Below are 17,370 nucleotides of genomic sequence, written 5' to 3'. Positions count from 1 at the left end.
CACGAGAGGCCCTGGGGACCCGGAATACGATGAATAGGGACATAAGCATCGCTCGCCGAATTGTCAGGGAGCGGCAGATGGACACCTCGCACGAACTTCTTCGAAGCGCTGCCCCATCGGCTCTTCTGACCTTGGATGGTGCCATCCACCACCTCAACGCTGCGATGGCCAGAACATTGGGCAGGTCGGCGGAGCAGTGCGTGGGTCGAACCATTGGTGAGCTGTTGCCTGCGAGCCAGCGGATGGCAGCTGAGAGTCTCGCGGCCCATGCCGCCACGACGAGGACGATCACGATGCGGGCACTGAAGTTCCCCGGCCCAGGCCGATCATCCGTGGTGTGCCTGATCGAGGCGCGGACGATCAGGGATCCGGCAGATGGCGAGCTGCTCGTGTGGGTGCACTCGTTGCACGCTGGGAACGACCTGAGCGGTCTGCTGATTCCGTTCCGATTGGCGGCCGAGGCCGCCAATCTCGGTCTGTGCATGTGCTCCCCTCATGACCGCCAGGTGGAGTGGATAGGCGGCGCCCCGGCCCTGGCGATGCTGTTCCCGGAAGCCTCGGTGTCCTTGTCCAGCGTGGTGCGGCGAGCCCACCCTGATGACCGGGAGGCCCTGCGGAGGCTCGTGCGTACGTCTGCCGCCCAGTCCCGCTGGACCAGGTTGCGGTACCACACCGAGCACAACGGCTGGCACCATCTGGTCTGCCAGGTCCATCGGGTCCAACTGGGATATGACGGCCCTGAGCGCACGTTCGCAGTGGTCCGAGACGACACCCAGCGGGAAGCACGCCGACGGAGAGCGTTGGTCGCGCTGAGCGCCGAGCGGCAGCGCGCCGACGAGGTCGCCGACTTCTCCTCCGCCCTGATCACCGCAGGCACGGAGCAGGAACTGCAACAGGTCGTCCTCACGCGGCTCGCCGCGACCTTCGGTGGCACCGGCGCTGCACTGGCGCTCGTCGACGACGGCCGCCTGCGTGTCCTCTCCGATGCCGGCATCCCGCTGCCGGTGGCCAAAGCCCTGCGAGACCTGTCGCTGGACGCCCCGCACCCGCTGGCCCATGCCATCCGCACCGGTAAGCCGCAATCCATTCCCAACCAGGAGGAATACATCAGCTGTTGGCCGCATGGGGTCACATTGCCGTGGATCGACCGGCTCGGGTCCAACTTTGCCGTCTCGGTCAGCCCCCTCAGCCCGCTCGGTGAAAAGCCGCTCGGGGCCTGGTGGGTGACCTACCACAGCGAGCACCACTCGTCCCCGCACGAGCGTGCCCTCACGACGACTCTGACCGACCTGACAGGCCAGGCACTGAGACGCATCAGATTGCAAAAGGCACGAGTCGAGCTGGCCATGGCACTCCAGCAGAGCATGCTTCCGACGTTGCCCGAGCACCTGCCTGGCCTGGAGATCGCCGCCCGCTACCGGCCGAGCCAGGACGGGCTGGACATCGGCGGGGACTGGTACGACGCCTTCGTCATGCCCGACGGCGCGGTCGCCCTGGAGATCGGTGACGCCCAAGGGCACGACGTGGACGCTGCCGCTTTCATGGGGCAAGTGCGCTCGTCCATGCGCGCGATCGCCGCCCGTGAACCGGATCCGGGAACTGTCCTGACGCGCACCAATGAGCTGCTCTTCACGATGGGCACCGCACGCTTCGCCAGCTGCACCATGCTGCATCTCGATACCCTCGACGGACGGGTCACCGGCACAAGCGCCGGCCACGTGCCGCTGCTGTGCGCGCACAAGGACGGCAGCCACGATGTCCACGAGTTGCCGGGCGGGCCCGTCCTGGGAGTCATGCCCGACACCGATTACGCCGAATCGACCTTCACGCTGGACAAGGACAGCGCGCTGGTCATGATGACCGACGGCGTGGTGGAAGGCCCGGGTTTGGCATTGGATGCCGGACTGGAGCTGGCCGGAACACTGGCCGGCGAAGCCCTCCATGCGGGGCTGAACGCGGAGGCGACCGCTGACCGAATCCTCGATGCAGCGGTCACGGTGGGCCATATCGATGATGTGGTTGTACTGGTCGTCCGACGCACGGAATGACGCCCGCTTCAACATCCGGCTTCGCAAGTTCTGGCTCTGCCGCACCTCTTGGAGACCGCCGACGCCGGAGTTGACGCATGGTAGCGAAACGACCTGGCAGAACGCCCCCTTAGAGGGCTATGGCCACGCCCTCAGCGCGGTGGGCGGAGCGTCGACCGGAACGCAACGCGAGCAGTGCTCAAGACCTGATAGCGGGGCACGACGGCGGATGACTCCTACTCAAGATCCCGGAGCTTGACTCCTTTCCACAGGCAGAAGGTTCCGCCGGCGTGCCCCTGCCGGAGTTCGTCGTGCGTCTCCTCGATGGCTTTCCGATGCTCAAGACAGGCCGCCGCACCGACAGGCCGCGTCGCTTGGCACGGCGAGCACGGCCTGGACAGGGCGTCTGCCATCCGCGCGCTTGCGGTCATAGAACTTCCGCGAGTTGGCGTCGCAGGGGATGCCCACCCCGCGACTGCCGACGGCGGGCTCTTCACAATCCGTGCCGCCGGACCCCGGCGTCATCAACCCGTCTGGCCACTGCGCATCACCGCGGTCGCCGCCCCCGCGTCCCCCGTACTCCCCAGCACCGGTATGGCCTCGAGTACCAGAACGGCGAGATCGTCGCCCAGCGGTTCGGTGCTGAAGTCGTGAGCCGCCTTCCGTACCCGTTCAGCCACAGCCTTCGCACCCAGGCCCGCGCATCCCCTCAGGAGCTCGGCCAGACCGTCATCGTCGTCCAACTGCCGTGTGCCTCTGCGGCGTTCGGTCACACCGTCGGTCACACACAGCAGCGTCTCGCCCGGGGCGAACGTGAAGGTGCTGGCATGAAACTCCGCGTCGTCATCGACGCCGAGCAGCATCTGCGGGTGCGTGGCCGCGGTGACCGAGCCGTCCGTCGACAGACGCAGCGGCGGCGGGTGCCCGGCGCTGGCAATCGTGCATCGTGCACCGCCGGCGGCCAAGTCGGGCTCCAACTCCCCGTACAGCAGGCTCAAGAACCGCGAGCCCTCCCGCTCGCCGCGGCATGTCGTGGCTTCGGCCGCCTCCTCCGCCATGGCGTGGTTCAGGCGGTTGAGCAGGGACTCGATACCGTGCCCCTCACGTGCCAACAGCCGTACGAGGTGCCGGGCCAGTCCCGAGACCGACATCGCCTCCAGATCGTGGCCGCACACGTCACCGAGCAGGAAGCACCACCGCTGGTCTCCCAACGGAAACAGGTCGTAGAAGTCCCCGCCGACGGTCTGGCCCTCACCCCAGGGCTCGTAGACGATCGCCGTGTCCACTCCCGGAATTGTGGCCAGGGAGGTGGGAAGCTGCCCGCGCTGGAGCGTCCGGCTGATGCTCGCCTGCCGGGTGTAGTGCCGGGCCGTGACCACTGCCTGAGCGACGCGTCGGGCCACGTCCTCCACGAGCCGCACGACGGCGTCCGTCAACTGGCCCGGCCCAGCCCGGCCGATCAGCAGCGCACCTTGACACCGACCTCCGACCACCAGCGGAAATGCCAACGCCGAACCCGCCGCGTGCTCGGCGCCCAGGCACTCGGGCCAGGGCCATGGGACGCCGTTCGTGCTCGGCCCGGAAGGCGGTCGTTCCTTCTCCAGCCCCAGACGGAGCGTGCGGATCCGGCGCTCGTCCACATGCCAGACATGGGAGATCCGCAGCTCGTCGTTGTCCGTGGTCAGCCACACCCCGCACCAGTCGGCGAGCCGGGGAACCAGGAGCTGTCCGGCGAGCGCTGCGACCATGTCCTCGTCCAACTGGCCGGCGAGGAGCTCTCCGGCCTCGGCAAGGAACGACTGTCCTTCGCGCTCGGCCCACTCGGTGCCGCGGACCCGGTGTTCGCGAGACACGGCGGCCTGGAGGGCCTCGGGGAACGACGGCCCCTGCCGGACGGCCTCGGTGAGGGAGTCGGCACCTCCCTGCTCCGCGGTGGCCAGCGGGGTCGCCACCGCGCACTCCATACGGAACCAGTCGGCTTTCCCGGTGCACCGGTAGGTCACACCCCAGGAATCGGCAAGTGATCGCATGAGCTGCCGGCCGTAACCGCGCACGGGACTTTGTATGCCGTTTCCGTCGCCAGGAGGGCTGGAAGGGCCGCGCTCCAGCACCTCGACCACGAGACCCACGCTCCCGGTCCGGCCCTCTGCGGAATCGTCCAGGGTCCCGCTGCCGGCTTCGAGGCGGCAGGCCACCTCGACCTCGTATCCGGTGTGCGTCACTGCGCTGGTGACCAGCTCACCGGCAAGGAGCACGGCATCGTCCACGAGCCGGTCGTCGACCGCCGGCGCCCCGGGGAACGGCAGAGCGGTCCGCTCGGCGAGTACGGCGCGTACAAACTTGCGCGCTGCCGAGGCCGCGAGCTCATTGGCGGGGATACGCATCCGTGCCACGGCCGGACGTGGATCAGGGGACGACCTCACTGGCGACTCCAGCCCAAGCTCACTGTCGAGTCATATAGGACGAATGTAGTCTAAACGGGAGGTAATCGTCTGCCCGGAAATGGGTTGCCATGGAACCTGCCACCCAGCCTGATCTCGCTCATCTTGGGCCCGAGCTCCGGGAGCAGGACCCGGTAACCAGCCCTGAGGCCGGAGGCCCGCCCTCCCCCGCTCAGGACGGCGCGTGGGTCCGCGTAGCCGAATTGCGACCACTGCTCGCGGCCATGAGTTCCTTTTGTGACGGCGATTTCACCGTACGCACCGGAAATCTCCCCGAGGGGGTCCTCGCCGAAATGGCGGGGGTGTTCAACCAGATCGTCACGCGCAACGCGCACCTGGCCTCGGAGCTCGAGCGAGTGCGTCGGGAGGTGGTCCGACAAGGGCGGCTGGACGAGCGGCTTGCGGCCAGTCCCGGGCACGGGGGATGGACCACGAGCGTGGAAGCGGCCAACACGCTGCTCGAAGCTCTGGCCGTCCCGGTCGTCAATGCCACCCGCGTACTCAATGCCGTGGCGGACGGCGATCTGACGCAGCGCGCCGAGCTGCACGACGGCAAGCGCCAGCTCCGCGGTGATCTACGGCGTCTGGGGCGTGGGGTGAACCGCATGGTGGAGCAGCTGTCGCTGTTCACCGGCGAGCTGACCCGCGTCGCCCGTGAGGGCATCGAGGGCCGTCTCGGCGGGCGTGCCACGGTGCAGGGGCTGGCCGGCGACTGGCGCTATGTGACCGAGGCCGTCAACACCATGGGCTCCCGGCTCACCGCGCAGGTGCGCGATATCGCGATGGTGACCACGGCGGTCGCACGCGGCGATCTGACCCGGCAGGTCACGGTCGAGGCAGGCGGCGAGCTGCTGGAGTTGAAGCTCACCGTGAACACCATGGTCGACCAGCTGCGCGGGTTCGCGGACGAGGTGACGCGGGTGTCCCGCGAGGTCGGCACGGAAGGCCAGCTGGGCGGTCGGGCGCAGGTACCGGGCGTCTCCGGGGTGTGGAAGGACCTCACCGACAACGTCAACTTCATGGCATCGAATCTGACGGCACAGGTCCGCAACATCGCCCAGGTCACCACGGCCGTGGCCAACGGCGATTTGAGCCAGAAGATCACGGTGGACGCCCGGGGCGAGATCCTGCAGCTCAAGAGCACCGTGAACACGATGGTCGACCAGCTCTCGGCCTTCGCCGACGAAGTCACCCGGGTCGCGCGCGAGGTCGGCACCGAGGGGCGGCTCGGCGGCCGGGCGCAGGTCCGCGGGGTCTCCGGGGTGTGGAAGGACCTGACGGAGAACGTCAACTTCATGGCGGACAACCTGACCTCGCAGGTCCGCAACATCGCACAGGTCGCCACGGCAGTCGCCGAGGGCGACCTCGGCAAGACGATCACGGTGGAGGCGAAGGGCGAGATCCTGGAGCTGAAGTCGACGATCAACACCATGGTCGACCAGCTCTCGGCCTTCGCCGACGAGGTCACCCGGGTCGCGCGCGAGGTCGGCACCGAGGGCAACCTGGGTGGGCAGGCGCAGGTCCGCGGGGTCTCGGGCGTATGGAAGGAGCTGACGGACAACGTCAACTTCATGGCGTCGAACCTGACCTCGCAGGTGCGCAACATCGCCCAGGTGACCACGTCGGTCGCCAACGGCGACCTGTCGAAGAAGATCACGGTAGATGCGCGCGGCGAGATCCTGCAGCTGAAGGACACCGTGAACACGATGGTCGAGCAGTTGCGCGCGTTCGCGGACGAGGTCACCCGGGTCGCGCGCGAGGTCGGCACCGAGGGCAACCTGGGCGGTCGGGCACAGGTTCGCGGGGTGTCCGGGGTGTGGAAGGACCTCACGGACAACGTCAACTTCATGGCGGACAACCTGACCTCGCAGGTCCGCAACATCGCCCAGGTCGCGACAGCAGTGGCCCAGGGCGACCTGTCGAAGAAGATCGACGTGGACGCCCGCGGTGAGATCCTGGAGCTGAAAACCACCATCAACACGATGGTCGACACCCTCTCCTCCTTCTCCTCCGAGGTCACCCGCGTCGCCCGGGAAGTCGGCAGCGAAGGCCGGCTGGGCGGTCAAGCACGTGTCGAGGGCGTCTACGGGACGTGGAAGCGGCTGACCACCAACGTCAACGAGCTGGCGCTGAACCTCACCACCCAGGTCCGCGCGATCGCCGAAGTGGCCTCGGCAGTGACCCAGGGCGACATGTCCCGCTCCATCACGGTCGAGGCACAGGGGGAGGTCGCCGAGCTGAAGAACAACATCAACCTCATGGTCTCCAACCTCCGCGAGACGACCCGGGCCAAGGACTGGCTGGAGTCCAACCTCACCCGCATGGCGGCGCTCATGCAGGGCCACCGTGACCTGGTGGAGGTCGCCGACCTGATCCTGCGCGAGCTGACGCCGCTGGTGAACGCGCAGTTCGGTGCGTTCTTCCTCGCCGAGGCGGGGGCGCCGTCCAGCGAGGGCCTCCAGTTCATCGCCGGGTACGGCACCGACCAGGCCGGCGGCGACAGCCCCCTTCCCGGCACCGGCACCCCGGGACGCGGACTGATCGCACAGGCCGCACAGGAGAAGCAGCGCATCCTCATCACGGACGTGCCGCCCGACTACATCACCATCAACTCCGGGCTGGGCACGGCTCGTCCGGCCAGTATCGTCATCCTCCCCATCCTTTTCGAGGACCAGGTGCTCGGAGTGATCGAGCTGGCCTCGCTCAGCAAGTTCAGCGATGTGCACCTGGCCTTCATCGACCAGTTCGCCAACACGATCGGCGTGTCGATCAACACGATCATCGCCAACTCCCGTACGGAGTCGCTGCTGTCGGAGTCCCAGCGGCTCACCTCCGAGTTGCGCGAGCGGTCGGACGAGCTCCAGCGCTCCAACGCGGCGCTGGAGGAAAAGGCCGCCCTGCTTGCAACGGCCTCGCAGTACAAGTCCGAGTTCCTCGCCAACATGTCGCACGAGCTGCGCACGCCGCTCAACTCGCTGCTGATCCTGGCCCGGCTGCTCTCCGACAATCCCGATGGACACCTCAACGACCAGGAGGTGCAGTTCGCCACCACCATCCACCGCTCGGGGTCGGACCTGCTCCAGCTGATCAGCGACATTCTCGACCTGTCGAAGATCGAGGCCGGGCGCATGGACGTGCGCCCGAAGACGCTGCCGTTGATCAAGTTGCTCGACTACGTCCATGCGACCTTCCGGCCGCTCACCATCGACCGCGGCCTTGGCTTCGAGATCGCGGTCGGCGAGGACGTGCCGACCGAGTTGTACTCCGACGAGCAGCGCATCCAGCAGGTGCTGCGCAACCTGCTGTCCAACGCGGTGAAGTTCACCCACTCCGGCAGTGTGGAGCTGTGCGTCACCCGGGTGCCGACCGAGCAATTCGACGAGGAGACGCTCAAGAACACGGAATGTGTCATCGCATTCTCCGTGAAGGACACCGGGATCGGTATCGCCCCCGAGAAGCTCCCGATCATCTTCGAGGCGTTCCAGCAGTCCGAAGGCACAACCAACCGCAAGTACGGCGGCACCGGCCTCGGCCTGTCCATCAGCCGGGAGATCGCCGGGATGCTCGGCGGCAAGATCGTCGCCGAGAGCGAAGCAGGTGTGGGCTCCCGGTTCACCTTGTACGTTCCCTCGCACTACCCCGACACCATTGCCACGCAGGGCCTGACGGAACTGCGTGCCGTCGGTGTCACGCCCGCGCTTCCTGCGGAGGGCCGGGTATCGGCGGCCACCACCGACCATGAGTCATCCGAGCAGGCGCTCGACCATGTGGAGAGCCTCAGTGCCGGCGGACTGGCTCCGGACCACCTCACCGACGAACTGACGGGCAGGGCGGCCATGGGAGCCCCCGACGGCCGTGAGGACACCTGGCCGAAGACGACACGGCTCAAGGAATGGCTCAGCGGACGCCCGGGCCGGGTCCTGGCGGGCCGTCACATCCTCATCATCGACGACGACATACGCAATGTCTTCGCCCTCACACATGTACTGGGCCGTGTCGGCATCACCGTGAAGTACGCGGAGAACGGCCGGGAAGGCCTCGAGGTCCTGGAACGGTCCCCTGACGTGTCCCTGGTCCTCATGGACATCATGATGCCTGAAATGGATGGCTACGCCACGATACGCACCATCCGGAACACACCTCGCCTCGCCCACCTGCCGATCATTGCGCTCACCGCCAAGGCGATGCCCGGAGACCGTGAGAAGGCGATCGACAGCGGCGCCAACGACTACGTGCCCAAGCCCGTGAACGTCGACCGCCTCCTGTCGATCGTCTGCGACCTGTTCGACCCGCAGGGAGACGCCCCACAGTCGGCGCAAAACCCCCGCGCTTCCGGTGATCAGGCAGGCGCGGACAGCAGTGCCGACGACCCACCGAGGGACGCGCCATGAGCACCACTCCGGCCGAACAGTGCAGCATCCTCATCGTCGACGACATGGAGGAGAACCTCGTCGCCTTCGAGGCCGTACTCGGCCCGCTGCACCAGCGCCTCGTCCGCGCGCAATCGGGCGAGCAAGCACTCAAGGCGATGCTGCGCCAGGAGTTCGCGGTCGTCCTCCTGGACGTCCGGATGCCCGGCATGGACGGCTTCGAGACGGCCGCCAACATCAAGCGTCTCGACCAGACGAAGGACGTGCCCATCATCTTGGTGACCGGGACCGAGGCAGGCGCTGACTACGCCTACCGGGGATACGCGATCGGCGCCGCAGACTTCATCACCAAGCCCATCGACCCATGGGTGCTGCGCACCAAGATCAGCGTCTTTCTCGATCTGCACCGCAAGAACCGCCAGTTGGCCCTGCGTGCGGTGGCGGCGGACACCGAGCGACTCACGGAGATCACCGAGCGACTCACCCGGATCGAAGTGCTGCTCCGCGACCGGCGCGAACCCGACGCCGACGGGCTCGCCGACCGCATCGCGGAACTGGAGCGCAGCGTGGGGACCCTCCTCCCGGGTCCCGTCGAAGCCGAGTGATGCCGGGCGCGCCCGCGTTCAGCCCGGTTAGGCAACATTGCACCGGGCGGCTCCTAACCGGCGCAGAGCGGGTCCTGGCGGTGTCTCCGGCCAGGGGAGCGAGCGGCGGGACCGTGTCCCGCTCCGTCGGCGCCGCCCACCCGTTTTCACTCACAACCTGTCGGCCGTACCCTGACCACCCACCGCTTCCCGCGCCTCCACAAGTGCTGCTGCCTCGGCTTCGGCGGGTCTCTTGCCCGTCGGCGCCGACTTGCCCAGCCGGACGGCCAGGCGCAGGGCCACAGGCTCGGTGTAGCGGGCGGCGAGCGGGCCGAGGACCACGAGGATGAGCACGTACGCCGTGGCCAGTGGGCCGAGCGAGGGCTCTATGCCGGCGGTGACCGCAAGTCCCGCGATGACGATGGAGAATTCGCCCCGTGCCACCAGGGTGCCGCCCGCACGCCAGCGACCCTTGGCGGATATACCGGCCCGCTTCGCGGCCCAGTACCCGGTGGCGATCTTCGTCAGCGCGGTGATGACGGCCAGGACGAGCGCCGGCACCAGCACCGGTGGAATGCTGGACGGATCGGTGTGCAGACCGAAGAAGACGAAGAACACTGCGGCGAACAGATCCCTCAGCGGCGCAAGCAGGTTGTGCGCGCCCTCGGCGACCTCGCCGGACAGGGCGATGCCGACGAGAAAGGCGCCGACGGCGGCGGAGACCTGGAGCTGCTGGGCCAGCCCCGCGACCAGGAGGGTCAGACCCAGAACCACCAGCAGCAGCTTCTCGGGGTCCTCACTGGAGACGAACCGGGAGATGTGCCGCCCGTAACGCACCGCCAGCAACAGGACCGATCCGGCAACGCCGAGTGCGATGGCCAGCGTGACGCCGCCCGCCGCGAGTCCGGTCCCGGCCAGCAGCGCGGTGATGATCGGCAGGTAGACCGCCATGGACAGGTCTTCCAGCACCAGGATGCTGAGAATCACCGGGGTCTCTCGATTGCCGAGCCGCCCGAGATCGCCGAGAACCTTGGCGATCACACCGGATGAGGAGATCCAGGTGACGCCCGCCAGGACGACCGCCGCCACCGGGCCCCAGCCCAGGAGGAGTGCCATCGCGGCTCCGGGCACCGCGTTCAACGCGGCGTCGACCAGCCCCGCCGGGTACTGGGTTTTCAGATTGGACACCAGGTCGCTGGCCGTGTACTCCAGGCCCAACATCAACAGCAGCAGGATCACACCGATCTCGGCGCCGGTCGCCACGAAATCCTCACTGGTGTTCAGTGGCAGCAGCCCACCCTCGCCGAAGGCCAGCCCGGCCAGCAGGTACAGCGGGATCGGCGAGAACTGGAAGCGGCCGGCGAAGCGGCCGAGCAGCCCGAGACCGAGCGTGATCGCGCCGAACTCGATCAGGAAGACCGCAGAGGACTGCACTGCGGATCAGTCCCGTCCGAGTATCACGGCGGCCGCATCCACACCCTCGCGCGTACCGATCACGATCAGGGTGTCACCGCCCGCCAGCCGGAAGTCCGGCCCGGGCGAGGGGATCGCCTCGGCCCGGCGCAGTACGGCCACGATCGACACGCCGGTCTCCGTGCGCATCCTCGTGTCGCCCAGTACCCGCCCGTTCCAGTGCGACGTCGCTGCCAGCTCGATCCGCTCGGCCACCAGCCCGAGTTCGGTCGGTGACAGCAGGCTCGGGCTGTGATGCTTGGGCATCATCGCGTCGATGAGCGCCTCCGCCTCCCCCAGGGTCAGCCGCACCGACAACGCGCACGCATCCGGATCGTCCTCCCGGTATGCGCTCAGCGTCCGCGAACCGTCCCGATGGGCCACCACCGACAAGCGATGCTGCTCCCGCGTGGTCAGGTCGTAGCGCACGCCGATCCCCGGCAACGGCGTACTACTCATGCGCGCAGTGCCCACGGCTGCCCTTCTGTCCGGCTGACTGACTTGACTGTCTCTTTGGAAACCGTTGGTGCCACCTTAACGAACGCCCGGAATCGGCCGAGGGGGGGTCCGAGTAGGAACGGAGCAGAAAACCGGCGTAGCCGTCAAATCTTTTGACGGGGCGTGAGGTGAGCTTCGGCTTCTGCACTCACGAGGCCGCCTCCGTCTCCTGCTCGGCCTCGGCGAACGCGCGGTACAGCGAGGCGACCGACGGGTTCGTGCCCGCGTTTTTGCCGGTCTTGATGGTGAGCTTCTTGGCGATCTCGGGGACGGGGACGCCCTTGTCCTTGAGCGCGAGGGCGAAGGTGAGCATGTCGTCGTCGATGACCTTGGGGCGGCCGCCGTGGTTGCCCTTCTTCGCGGCGGTGAGCTGGCCTTCGAGGGTCTTCTCGCGGATGTAGTTGCGCTCGATCTGCCCGGCGACGGCGAGGACGGCGAAGAACATGGCGCCCATGCCGTTGGGGTCGTAGATGCCGGTGAGCGGGCCGGTGAGGAGTTCGAGCTGGATGCCGCCGGCCTGGAGCTCGGCGGACAGCGTCATCAGCTCGGCCGCGTTGCGGGCGAGCCGCTTGAGCTCGTGCACGGTGAAGATGACCGGGGTGTCCGGGGCGGCCTCCTTGAACTGGTGGGCCAGCGCGAGCGCGGCCTCCAGCTCGGGCCGCACCTTGACGCGGGTGCTGATCTGTTCCTTGTAGACCTTGTGGCAGTCGGCCGCGTGGAGGGCTTCGAGCTGGCTCGCCAGCTCCTGCCGGGCTGTTGACGTGCGGGCGTACCCGATTCTGATGGGCTTCTGGGTGCGCTGCGCGGGCACGGCGGCGGGCGCCGACCCCTGCTTCCAGGGGTGGCCGGGGCCGCGGTCGGCGGGGATGAGGACTTCGAGCTCCTCGCGCAGTGCGGCGATGAGGACGAAGCGGGGGGTGTGGTATTTCGTCGCGGTCTTCCCGCCGCGCGTTCGGCAGGCGCTCCCGGCAGGAACCTCGCACTTGGGGCAGTCGTTGCGTTCTACCGTGTTTGCGGCTTGATCGGGCGTCAGATCCACGCGATCAGTGTGTCAAAAGTCTCTCGCAGAACGTGCGATTTCTGAGAGGACTTCTGCGAACGGCGACCTGCGGAAACGGATCGCGTCCGAGGGCTCTCGCAGAACTCGCACAGATGGTCATTTGTGAGAATGACCCTGCGTCACACGGACGCGCCGGGCTGGTTCCTCACTGCCTTGTCCTTGATCCCTCGTTCGGCGCCATGGTGCCGAACGCGAAAGACAAGCAGTGCCTCGCTCTCGCGAAGGTGATTGTGCCGCTGCTGGAGCGTGGTTGCCGGCGGCACGGCATGCCTCCGTCTGCTCTCGGGGCCGGTACGCCCGACCCGGCGTCTACGCAGTCGCCCGACGCGTTGCTGAGCGCGCCCCCGCCGGACGTGACACCCCCTCGTTTGCGACTGATGACAGCGTTCTTAACCGTCGCCCCGTGTTCGGGGTCAGGTGTGGCGGGCGGCCCAGACGGTGCGCTCGGTGCGTACCGTCAGGTCGTCGCGGCGCAGGATGCTGTGCGGGCTGCTGGTGTCGAGGAGCTGGTCGAGCGCGGTGAGGTCCTCGGGGGAGATCCTTTCGGCGATGACGCTGCGGATGCGCTGCAGGATGCCGAGGGCGTAGAGCCCGATCGCTTCGCTGCGGGAGGCTTCGATGTTCACGGCGATGGTGCGTTCGTCCTCGACTGTGAAGCCGGCGGCGGTCAGCATCGGGCCCCAGTCGGCGCCGCGGTGGGGCATGTGTTCGGCTTGGAGGCGGTCGGCCGCGGCGTGGACGCGCTCTTCCAGGCCTGGCCGGTCCTTGGGGGCGTTTTCGGGCAGGAAGCGGGGGTGGCCGGCCAGTTCGACGACGGCGAACAGGCCGCCGGGCGCGAGCGCGTCGTGGACGGTGCGCAGTGCGCGGTCGGGGTGGGCCATATGGTGCATCGAGGCCGACGCCCATACCAGGTCCGGTGAGCCGAGGTCGGGCCAGACGGCTTCATCGAGGTCGGCCTGCACGGTGCACACGCGCTCCTGGACGCCGCGGGCGCACGCCTTTGTGTGCAGGCGCTGAAGGTGTTCGGCGGACGCGTCGACGGCGGTGACGTGCGCGTCGGGGAAGCGGTCGAGGAGGGCGAAGGTGCCCGCGCCCGTGCCACAGCCCAGATCTACGATCTGGCGCGGGCCGGTCTTCAGTGGCAGCCATGCGGTGATGGAGGCTATGTGCTCGGCGAGGACCTCGGCGTCCAGGTCGAGGATCTCCGCCTGGCCGTCGGTTCCGCGCACCTGGTGGCGGCCGTGCGAAGCGCCGTGGCGGGGGGCGTGCGTGTGTGCTTGGTTCATGCTCTTCACACTAAGACGATTATGCGCCTGCGGCACAAAATCTTCCCGTTTACGCAAGGCTATGGTCGGGGGTGCTGCCCGACGCGCAAGAGGTCACCGCTGCGGAGGCCGTCGCGCGACCCGCGCCGTCATTCGGGAGCGCCCTGAGCGTCGCCGCCGTCGCCGTCGCGCTGGTGGCCGCGGCGGGCGTCGCGGTCGAAGATGCCCAGGATCTCGCAGGGCCCGCCCTCGGCGCCGATCGCGTGCGGCATCATCGTGGGGAATTCGGCGGCCTGGTTGGTCTCGAGGCGGAAGCGGCGGTGGCCGAGCATGAGGATCGCGGTGCCGGACAGGACGACGAGCCATTCGCGCCCCGGGTGGGCACGCATGCGCGCCGGGTTCTCGGGTGGTGGTTCGGTCATGCGCTTGCGCATCACGCTCATCCCCGGGTCGGCCTTGACGGTCCAGCGCATCTGGCCGTGGGTGCCGTCGATCGTCGGGCTGGTGACTACGTCGTCGGTGGCGGTCTCCACGAGTTGATCCAGCGTGGTGTCCAAGGCGCGGGCGAGAGTGACCAGCTGATCCAGTGCGAGGCGGCGCTGGCCGTTCTCGATGCGGCTCAGTGAGGACTGGCTGAGGTGGGCGCGGGTGGCCAGTTCCTCCAGCGACCAGCCCTGCGCCACCCGCAGAGCGCGGATGCGTTTGCGTACGAGGCTGTCCAGCTCTCCACCTTCTTGCGTCATGAGCAACATCTTATGCTCTCGATGCAATGCGGGGTTAGCGTCGTGTGCAGATGGTCCGCAACGTCTGGGACCACGCACGAGGAAAGGGTAGGAGGACGTGGCTGTGACGACTTCTCCGTACGCGAACGACGCACTGCCCGGTGGGACCGTCGACGCGGTGGTGATCGGCGGGGGCGCCGCGGGGCTGAACGGTGCGCTGATGCTCGCCCGCTCCCGCCGCTCGGTCGTCGTGATCGACAGCGGCTTCCCGCGCAACGCGCCGGCAGAGGCCATGCACGGCTTAATCGTCCTGGACGGCACCCCGCCCCCCGAGATCCTTCGGCGGGGCCGGGAGCAGGTGCGCCAGTACGGCGGCCGCATCGTCTTCGGCGAGGTGGTCTCGACCGAGCCCGCCGCCCCGTCGGCTGACGGAGATCTGCGTTTCACCATTACCCTGGCCGACGCCCGGAGCGTGACCGCGCGCCGGGTCCTGGTGGCCACCGGCCTGCGGGACGTGCTGCCCGAGGTCCCCGGCCTCGCCGAGCACTGGGGACACGGTGTGGTGCACTGCCCGTACTGCCACGGCTGGGAGGTGCGCGATGAGCCCATCGGCATCCTCGCCACCGGCCCCGCCTCCATCCACCACGCACTCCTCTTCCGCCAGCTGACCGAGGACCTGACCTACTTCACCCACGGCACTCACCTGAACGAGGACACCCGCGCCCGCTTCGCCGCCCGCAGCATCCGCATCGTCGACACCCCGGTGCAGGAAGTCATCACCAACGAGGACGGCACCCTCGCCGGGCTGCGCCTGACCGACGGCAAGGTCGTGGCCCGCCGCGTCCTCGCGGTCGCCACGCAGATGCAGGCCCGCACCGAGGGCCTGGACGGTCTGAAGCTGCCGATGGAGGACCTGCCCGACAACATGGGCCGCCGCTTCGCCTCCGGAATGGCCGGCACCACCGAGGTGCCGGGCGTGTGGGTGGCCGGCAACGCCACCGACCTCACCGCCCAGGTCGGTGCCTCCGCCGCGGCCGGCGCCCTGGCCGGCTCCCACATCAACGGCCTGCTGGCCACCGCGGACACCGACGCGGCCCTCGCCGCAGCCCAGGGCGAGGCACCCGCCCCCTGACGTCCCCACGCGGCACCGGCCCACCGCTCGACCGCACCCGGCGATACGCGCGGTGGCCGAGCCCCGCCCCCCTTTACTCGGCGACCGGTCCCTGCTCCGGCGCTGACTCAGCATGCCCCTTTTGAGAGGAACCCATGAGTACGAACCAGCCCGTACAGGCCGCTGAAGCCAGCGGCGGGGATGTACCTGATGCGCGTCAGCTGCGCACGATCCTGATTGCCGTCTCCATCGCGCTGATGGCGGTCATCGCCTCGGTGACCGGGCTGAACGTCGCGCAGACACACATGGCCGTCGAGTTCGGCGCCTCCCAGAGCACGGTCCTGTGGATCATCAACATCTACACCCTTGCCCTGGCCGCGCTGCTGCTGCCGCTCGGCGCCGTCGGCGACCGCCTGGGCCGCAAGCCCATGCTCATCACGGGGCTGGGTGTCTTCGGCACCGCGAGCGTTGTCGCGGGCCTGGCCCCGACGGCGGAGGTGATGCTCGCCGCGCGCGTGGCCAGCGGTATCGGCGCCGCGACGATCATGCCGATCACGCTTGCCGTCATCACCTCCGCCTTCCCCGAAGAGCGGCGCGGCAAGGCGATCGGCGTGTGGACCGGTGTCGCCGGAGGCGGCGGCATCCTGGGCATGTTCCTCTCCGCGCTCCTCGTTGATGTCGCCGACTGGCGCTGGCTGTTCGTCCTGCCGGTGGTCCTGGTCCTCGTGGCCCTGGCCATGACGGTGAAGTCGGTTCCCAACTCCCGCGAGACCTCGGCCCACCGATTCGACACCGTCGGCGCGCTGGTCTCCACCGTCGCCGTGGTCGGCCTCATCTTCGTCCTGCAGGAAGGCCCCGAACGCGGCTGGACCGCCCTCGCGACGCTGATCAGCCTCGCCGTCGGCCTCATCGCCACTGTCGGTTTCGTGGCCTGGGAGCTGCACCGCCGCGACGCCTCGCTGCTGGACGTCCGCCTGTTCCGTGAGCGCGGTCTGGCCGGCGGCTCGGTCACGCTTCTGGTGGTCTTCGGTGTCCAGGCGGGCATCGGCGTGGTCCTCTTCCCGTTCTTCCAGGCCGTACTTGGCTGGTCGGGCCTGCTGTCCACGGTGGCGATGATGCCCATGGCCGTCATGATGATGATGGCCTCCGGCCTGGCCCCAAGCTTGCCGCGCGTATCGGCGCTCGCTCGACCATGGTGGTGGGCATTGCGATGGCCGGCGTCGGCCTGGCGCTCATGGCCCTCTTCGTCTCCGTCGGCGGCGGCTACCTGTCCATCCTGCCCGGCCTGCTCGCCATAGGCGTCGGCATGGGCCTGTCGATGACCCCGTCCACCGAAGCCATCACCGCCTCCCTGCCGCGCGAGAAGCAGGGCGTCGCCTCCGCCCTCAACGACGTCACCCGCGAGTTCGGCACCGCACTCGGCGTCGCCCTGCTCGGCGCGCTCGTGTCCGCCGGCTACCGCGGCGCCATCGACGACAGGCTGCACGGCATCCCCCAGGGGGCCGCGGACACCGCCCGGGAAGGCGTCGCCAACGCCGTTGAAGCGGCGGGCAGCACCGGCCCGCACGCACAAGACCTGCTCCACGCAGCCCAGCAGTCCTTCGTCGACGGCTGGCAGCAGGCCATGTGGGCAGGCGCCGCCGTCATGGGCGTCCTGTTCGTCTACATCGCCTTCCGCGGCCCCAAGAACACCCCCTCCGCGGTCGCGGACGAGACAGAAGCCGCTGAGGCCGTCGCCGCCTGCTGACCGCACAAGAGCCGGGCGCACAGCAAGCAGACCGCTCCGCGTACACCGCGTTCGCCAGCCGCACGATCAGCCGACCGGGTCACGGCCCGGCTG

The 17,370-nt window shown here is 68.5% G+C and carries 10 protein-coding genes and 2 pseudogenes; 6 read left to right on the top strand and 6 right to left on the bottom strand.

Annotated elements, in window-relative coordinates:
- Window positions 1–29 precede the first annotated feature (29 nt).
- Window positions 30–386, top strand: a pseudogene (locus tag VXC91_RS46930) (PAS domain-containing protein); the annotation flags it as partial.
- 414 nt (window positions 387–800) lie between these two features.
- Window positions 801–2,048 carry a PP2C family protein-serine/threonine phosphatase gene (locus tag VXC91_RS06305; protein WP_329505734.1) on the top strand — a complete coding sequence of 416 codons (1,248 nt, stop codon included), beginning with the start codon at window positions 801–803 and terminating at the stop codon, window positions 2,046–2,048.
- Between the two features lie 503 nt (window positions 2,049–2,551).
- Here the strand turns inward: VXC91_RS06305 and VXC91_RS06300 are convergent.
- Window positions 2,552–4,411: a SpoIIE family protein phosphatase gene (locus VXC91_RS06300; RefSeq protein ID WP_329505783.1), complete on the bottom strand. Its 1,860-nt coding sequence runs from the start codon at window positions 4,409–4,411 to the stop codon at window positions 2,552–2,554.
- A 281-nt stretch (window positions 4,412–4,692) separates the two neighbouring features.
- On the opposite strand from VXC91_RS06300, the gene VXC91_RS06295 reads away from it, so the two are divergent.
- Both VXC91_RS06295 and VXC91_RS06290 read left to right on the top strand, forming a co-directional pair.
- Window positions 4,693–8,859, top strand: a complete 4,167-nt coding sequence (locus VXC91_RS06295) for a HAMP domain-containing protein (RefSeq protein ID WP_329505732.1) — start codon at window positions 4,693–4,695, stop codon at window positions 8,857–8,859.
- A complete protein-coding gene (locus VXC91_RS06290; RefSeq protein ID WP_329505730.1) occupies window positions 8,856–9,443 on the top strand; it encodes a response regulator in 588 nt (195 codons plus the stop codon). Before VXC91_RS06295 ends, VXC91_RS06290 begins: the two co-directional genes overlap by 4 nt.
- Before the next feature lie 150 nt (window positions 9,444–9,593).
- On the opposite strand, the gene VXC91_RS06285 is transcribed toward VXC91_RS06290, so the two are convergent.
- The 5 genes from VXC91_RS06285 to VXC91_RS06265 form a co-directional block, all read right to left on the bottom strand.
- Entirely contained in the window at window positions 9,594–10,856 is a 1,263-nt protein-coding gene (locus tag VXC91_RS06285; RefSeq protein WP_329505729.1) for a cation:proton antiporter, read from the bottom strand.
- A gap of 6 nt (window positions 10,857–10,862) precedes the next feature.
- A complete protein-coding gene (locus tag VXC91_RS06280; protein ID WP_329505727.1) occupies window positions 10,863–11,333 on the bottom strand; it encodes a cation:proton antiporter regulatory subunit in 471 nt (156 codons plus the stop codon).
- Between the two features lie 187 nt (window positions 11,334–11,520).
- On the bottom strand, window positions 11,521–12,411 hold the full coding sequence (locus tag VXC91_RS06275) for a recombinase family protein (RefSeq protein ID WP_329505725.1): 891 nt from the start codon (window positions 12,409–12,411) through the stop codon (window positions 11,521–11,523).
- A gap of 434 nt (window positions 12,412–12,845) precedes the next feature.
- Window positions 12,846–13,718 (bottom strand): class I SAM-dependent methyltransferase, encoded by an 873-nt coding sequence (locus VXC91_RS06270; RefSeq protein ID WP_329505722.1) that lies wholly within the window; start codon window positions 13,716–13,718, stop codon window positions 12,846–12,848.
- A gap of 128 nt (window positions 13,719–13,846) precedes the next feature.
- On the bottom strand, window positions 13,847–14,440 hold the full coding sequence (locus VXC91_RS06265) for a helix-turn-helix domain-containing protein (RefSeq protein WP_329505720.1): 594 nt from the start codon (window positions 14,438–14,440) through the stop codon (window positions 13,847–13,849).
- 97 nt (window positions 14,441–14,537) lie between these two features.
- Between VXC91_RS06265 and VXC91_RS06260 the strand changes: the two genes are divergently transcribed.
- Together VXC91_RS06260 and VXC91_RS06255 are read left to right on the top strand one after the other, a co-directional pair.
- Window positions 14,538–15,551: an NAD(P)/FAD-dependent oxidoreductase gene (locus VXC91_RS06260; protein WP_329505718.1), complete on the top strand. Its 1,014-nt coding sequence runs from the start codon at window positions 14,538–14,540 to the stop codon at window positions 15,549–15,551.
- A gap of 134 nt (window positions 15,552–15,685) precedes the next feature.
- A pseudogene (locus VXC91_RS06255) lies at window positions 15,686–17,277 on the top strand (MFS transporter).
- Window positions 17,278–17,370 lie beyond the last annotated feature (93 nt).

Source organism: Streptomyces chiangmaiensis (genome assembly GCF_036281785.1).
GTDB classification, from domain to species: domain Bacteria; phylum Actinomycetota; class Actinomycetes; order Streptomycetales; family Streptomycetaceae; genus Streptomyces; species Streptomyces chiangmaiensis.
Note: the sequence above shows the minus strand (reverse complement) of the source record. Positions and strands in the feature narration are given on the sequence as shown.

What these genes read in the sequence shown, in the direction of transcription:
- VXC91_RS06270 (WP_329505722.1), bottom strand. Translation starts at nt 13,718, where the DNA reads ATGAACCAAGCACACACGCACGCCCCCCGCCACGGCGCTTCGCACGGC.
- VXC91_RS06265 (WP_329505720.1), bottom strand. Translation starts at nt 14,440, where the DNA reads ATGACGCAAGAAGGTGGAGAGCTGGACAGCCTCGTACGCAAACGCATC.
- VXC91_RS06295 (WP_329505732.1), top strand. Translation starts at nt 4,693, where the DNA reads ATGAGTTCCTTTTGTGACGGCGATTTCACCGTACGCACCGGAAATCTC.
- VXC91_RS06300 (WP_329505783.1), bottom strand. Translation starts at nt 4,411, where the DNA reads ATGCGTATCCCCGCCAATGAGCTCGCGGCCTCGGCAGCGCGCAAGTTT.
- VXC91_RS06280 (WP_329505727.1), bottom strand. Translation starts at nt 11,333, where the DNA reads ATGAGTAGTACGCCGTTGCCGGGGATCGGCGTGCGCTACGACCTGACC.
- VXC91_RS06290 (WP_329505730.1), top strand. Translation starts at nt 8,856, where the DNA reads ATGAGCACCACTCCGGCCGAACAGTGCAGCATCCTCATCGTCGACGAC.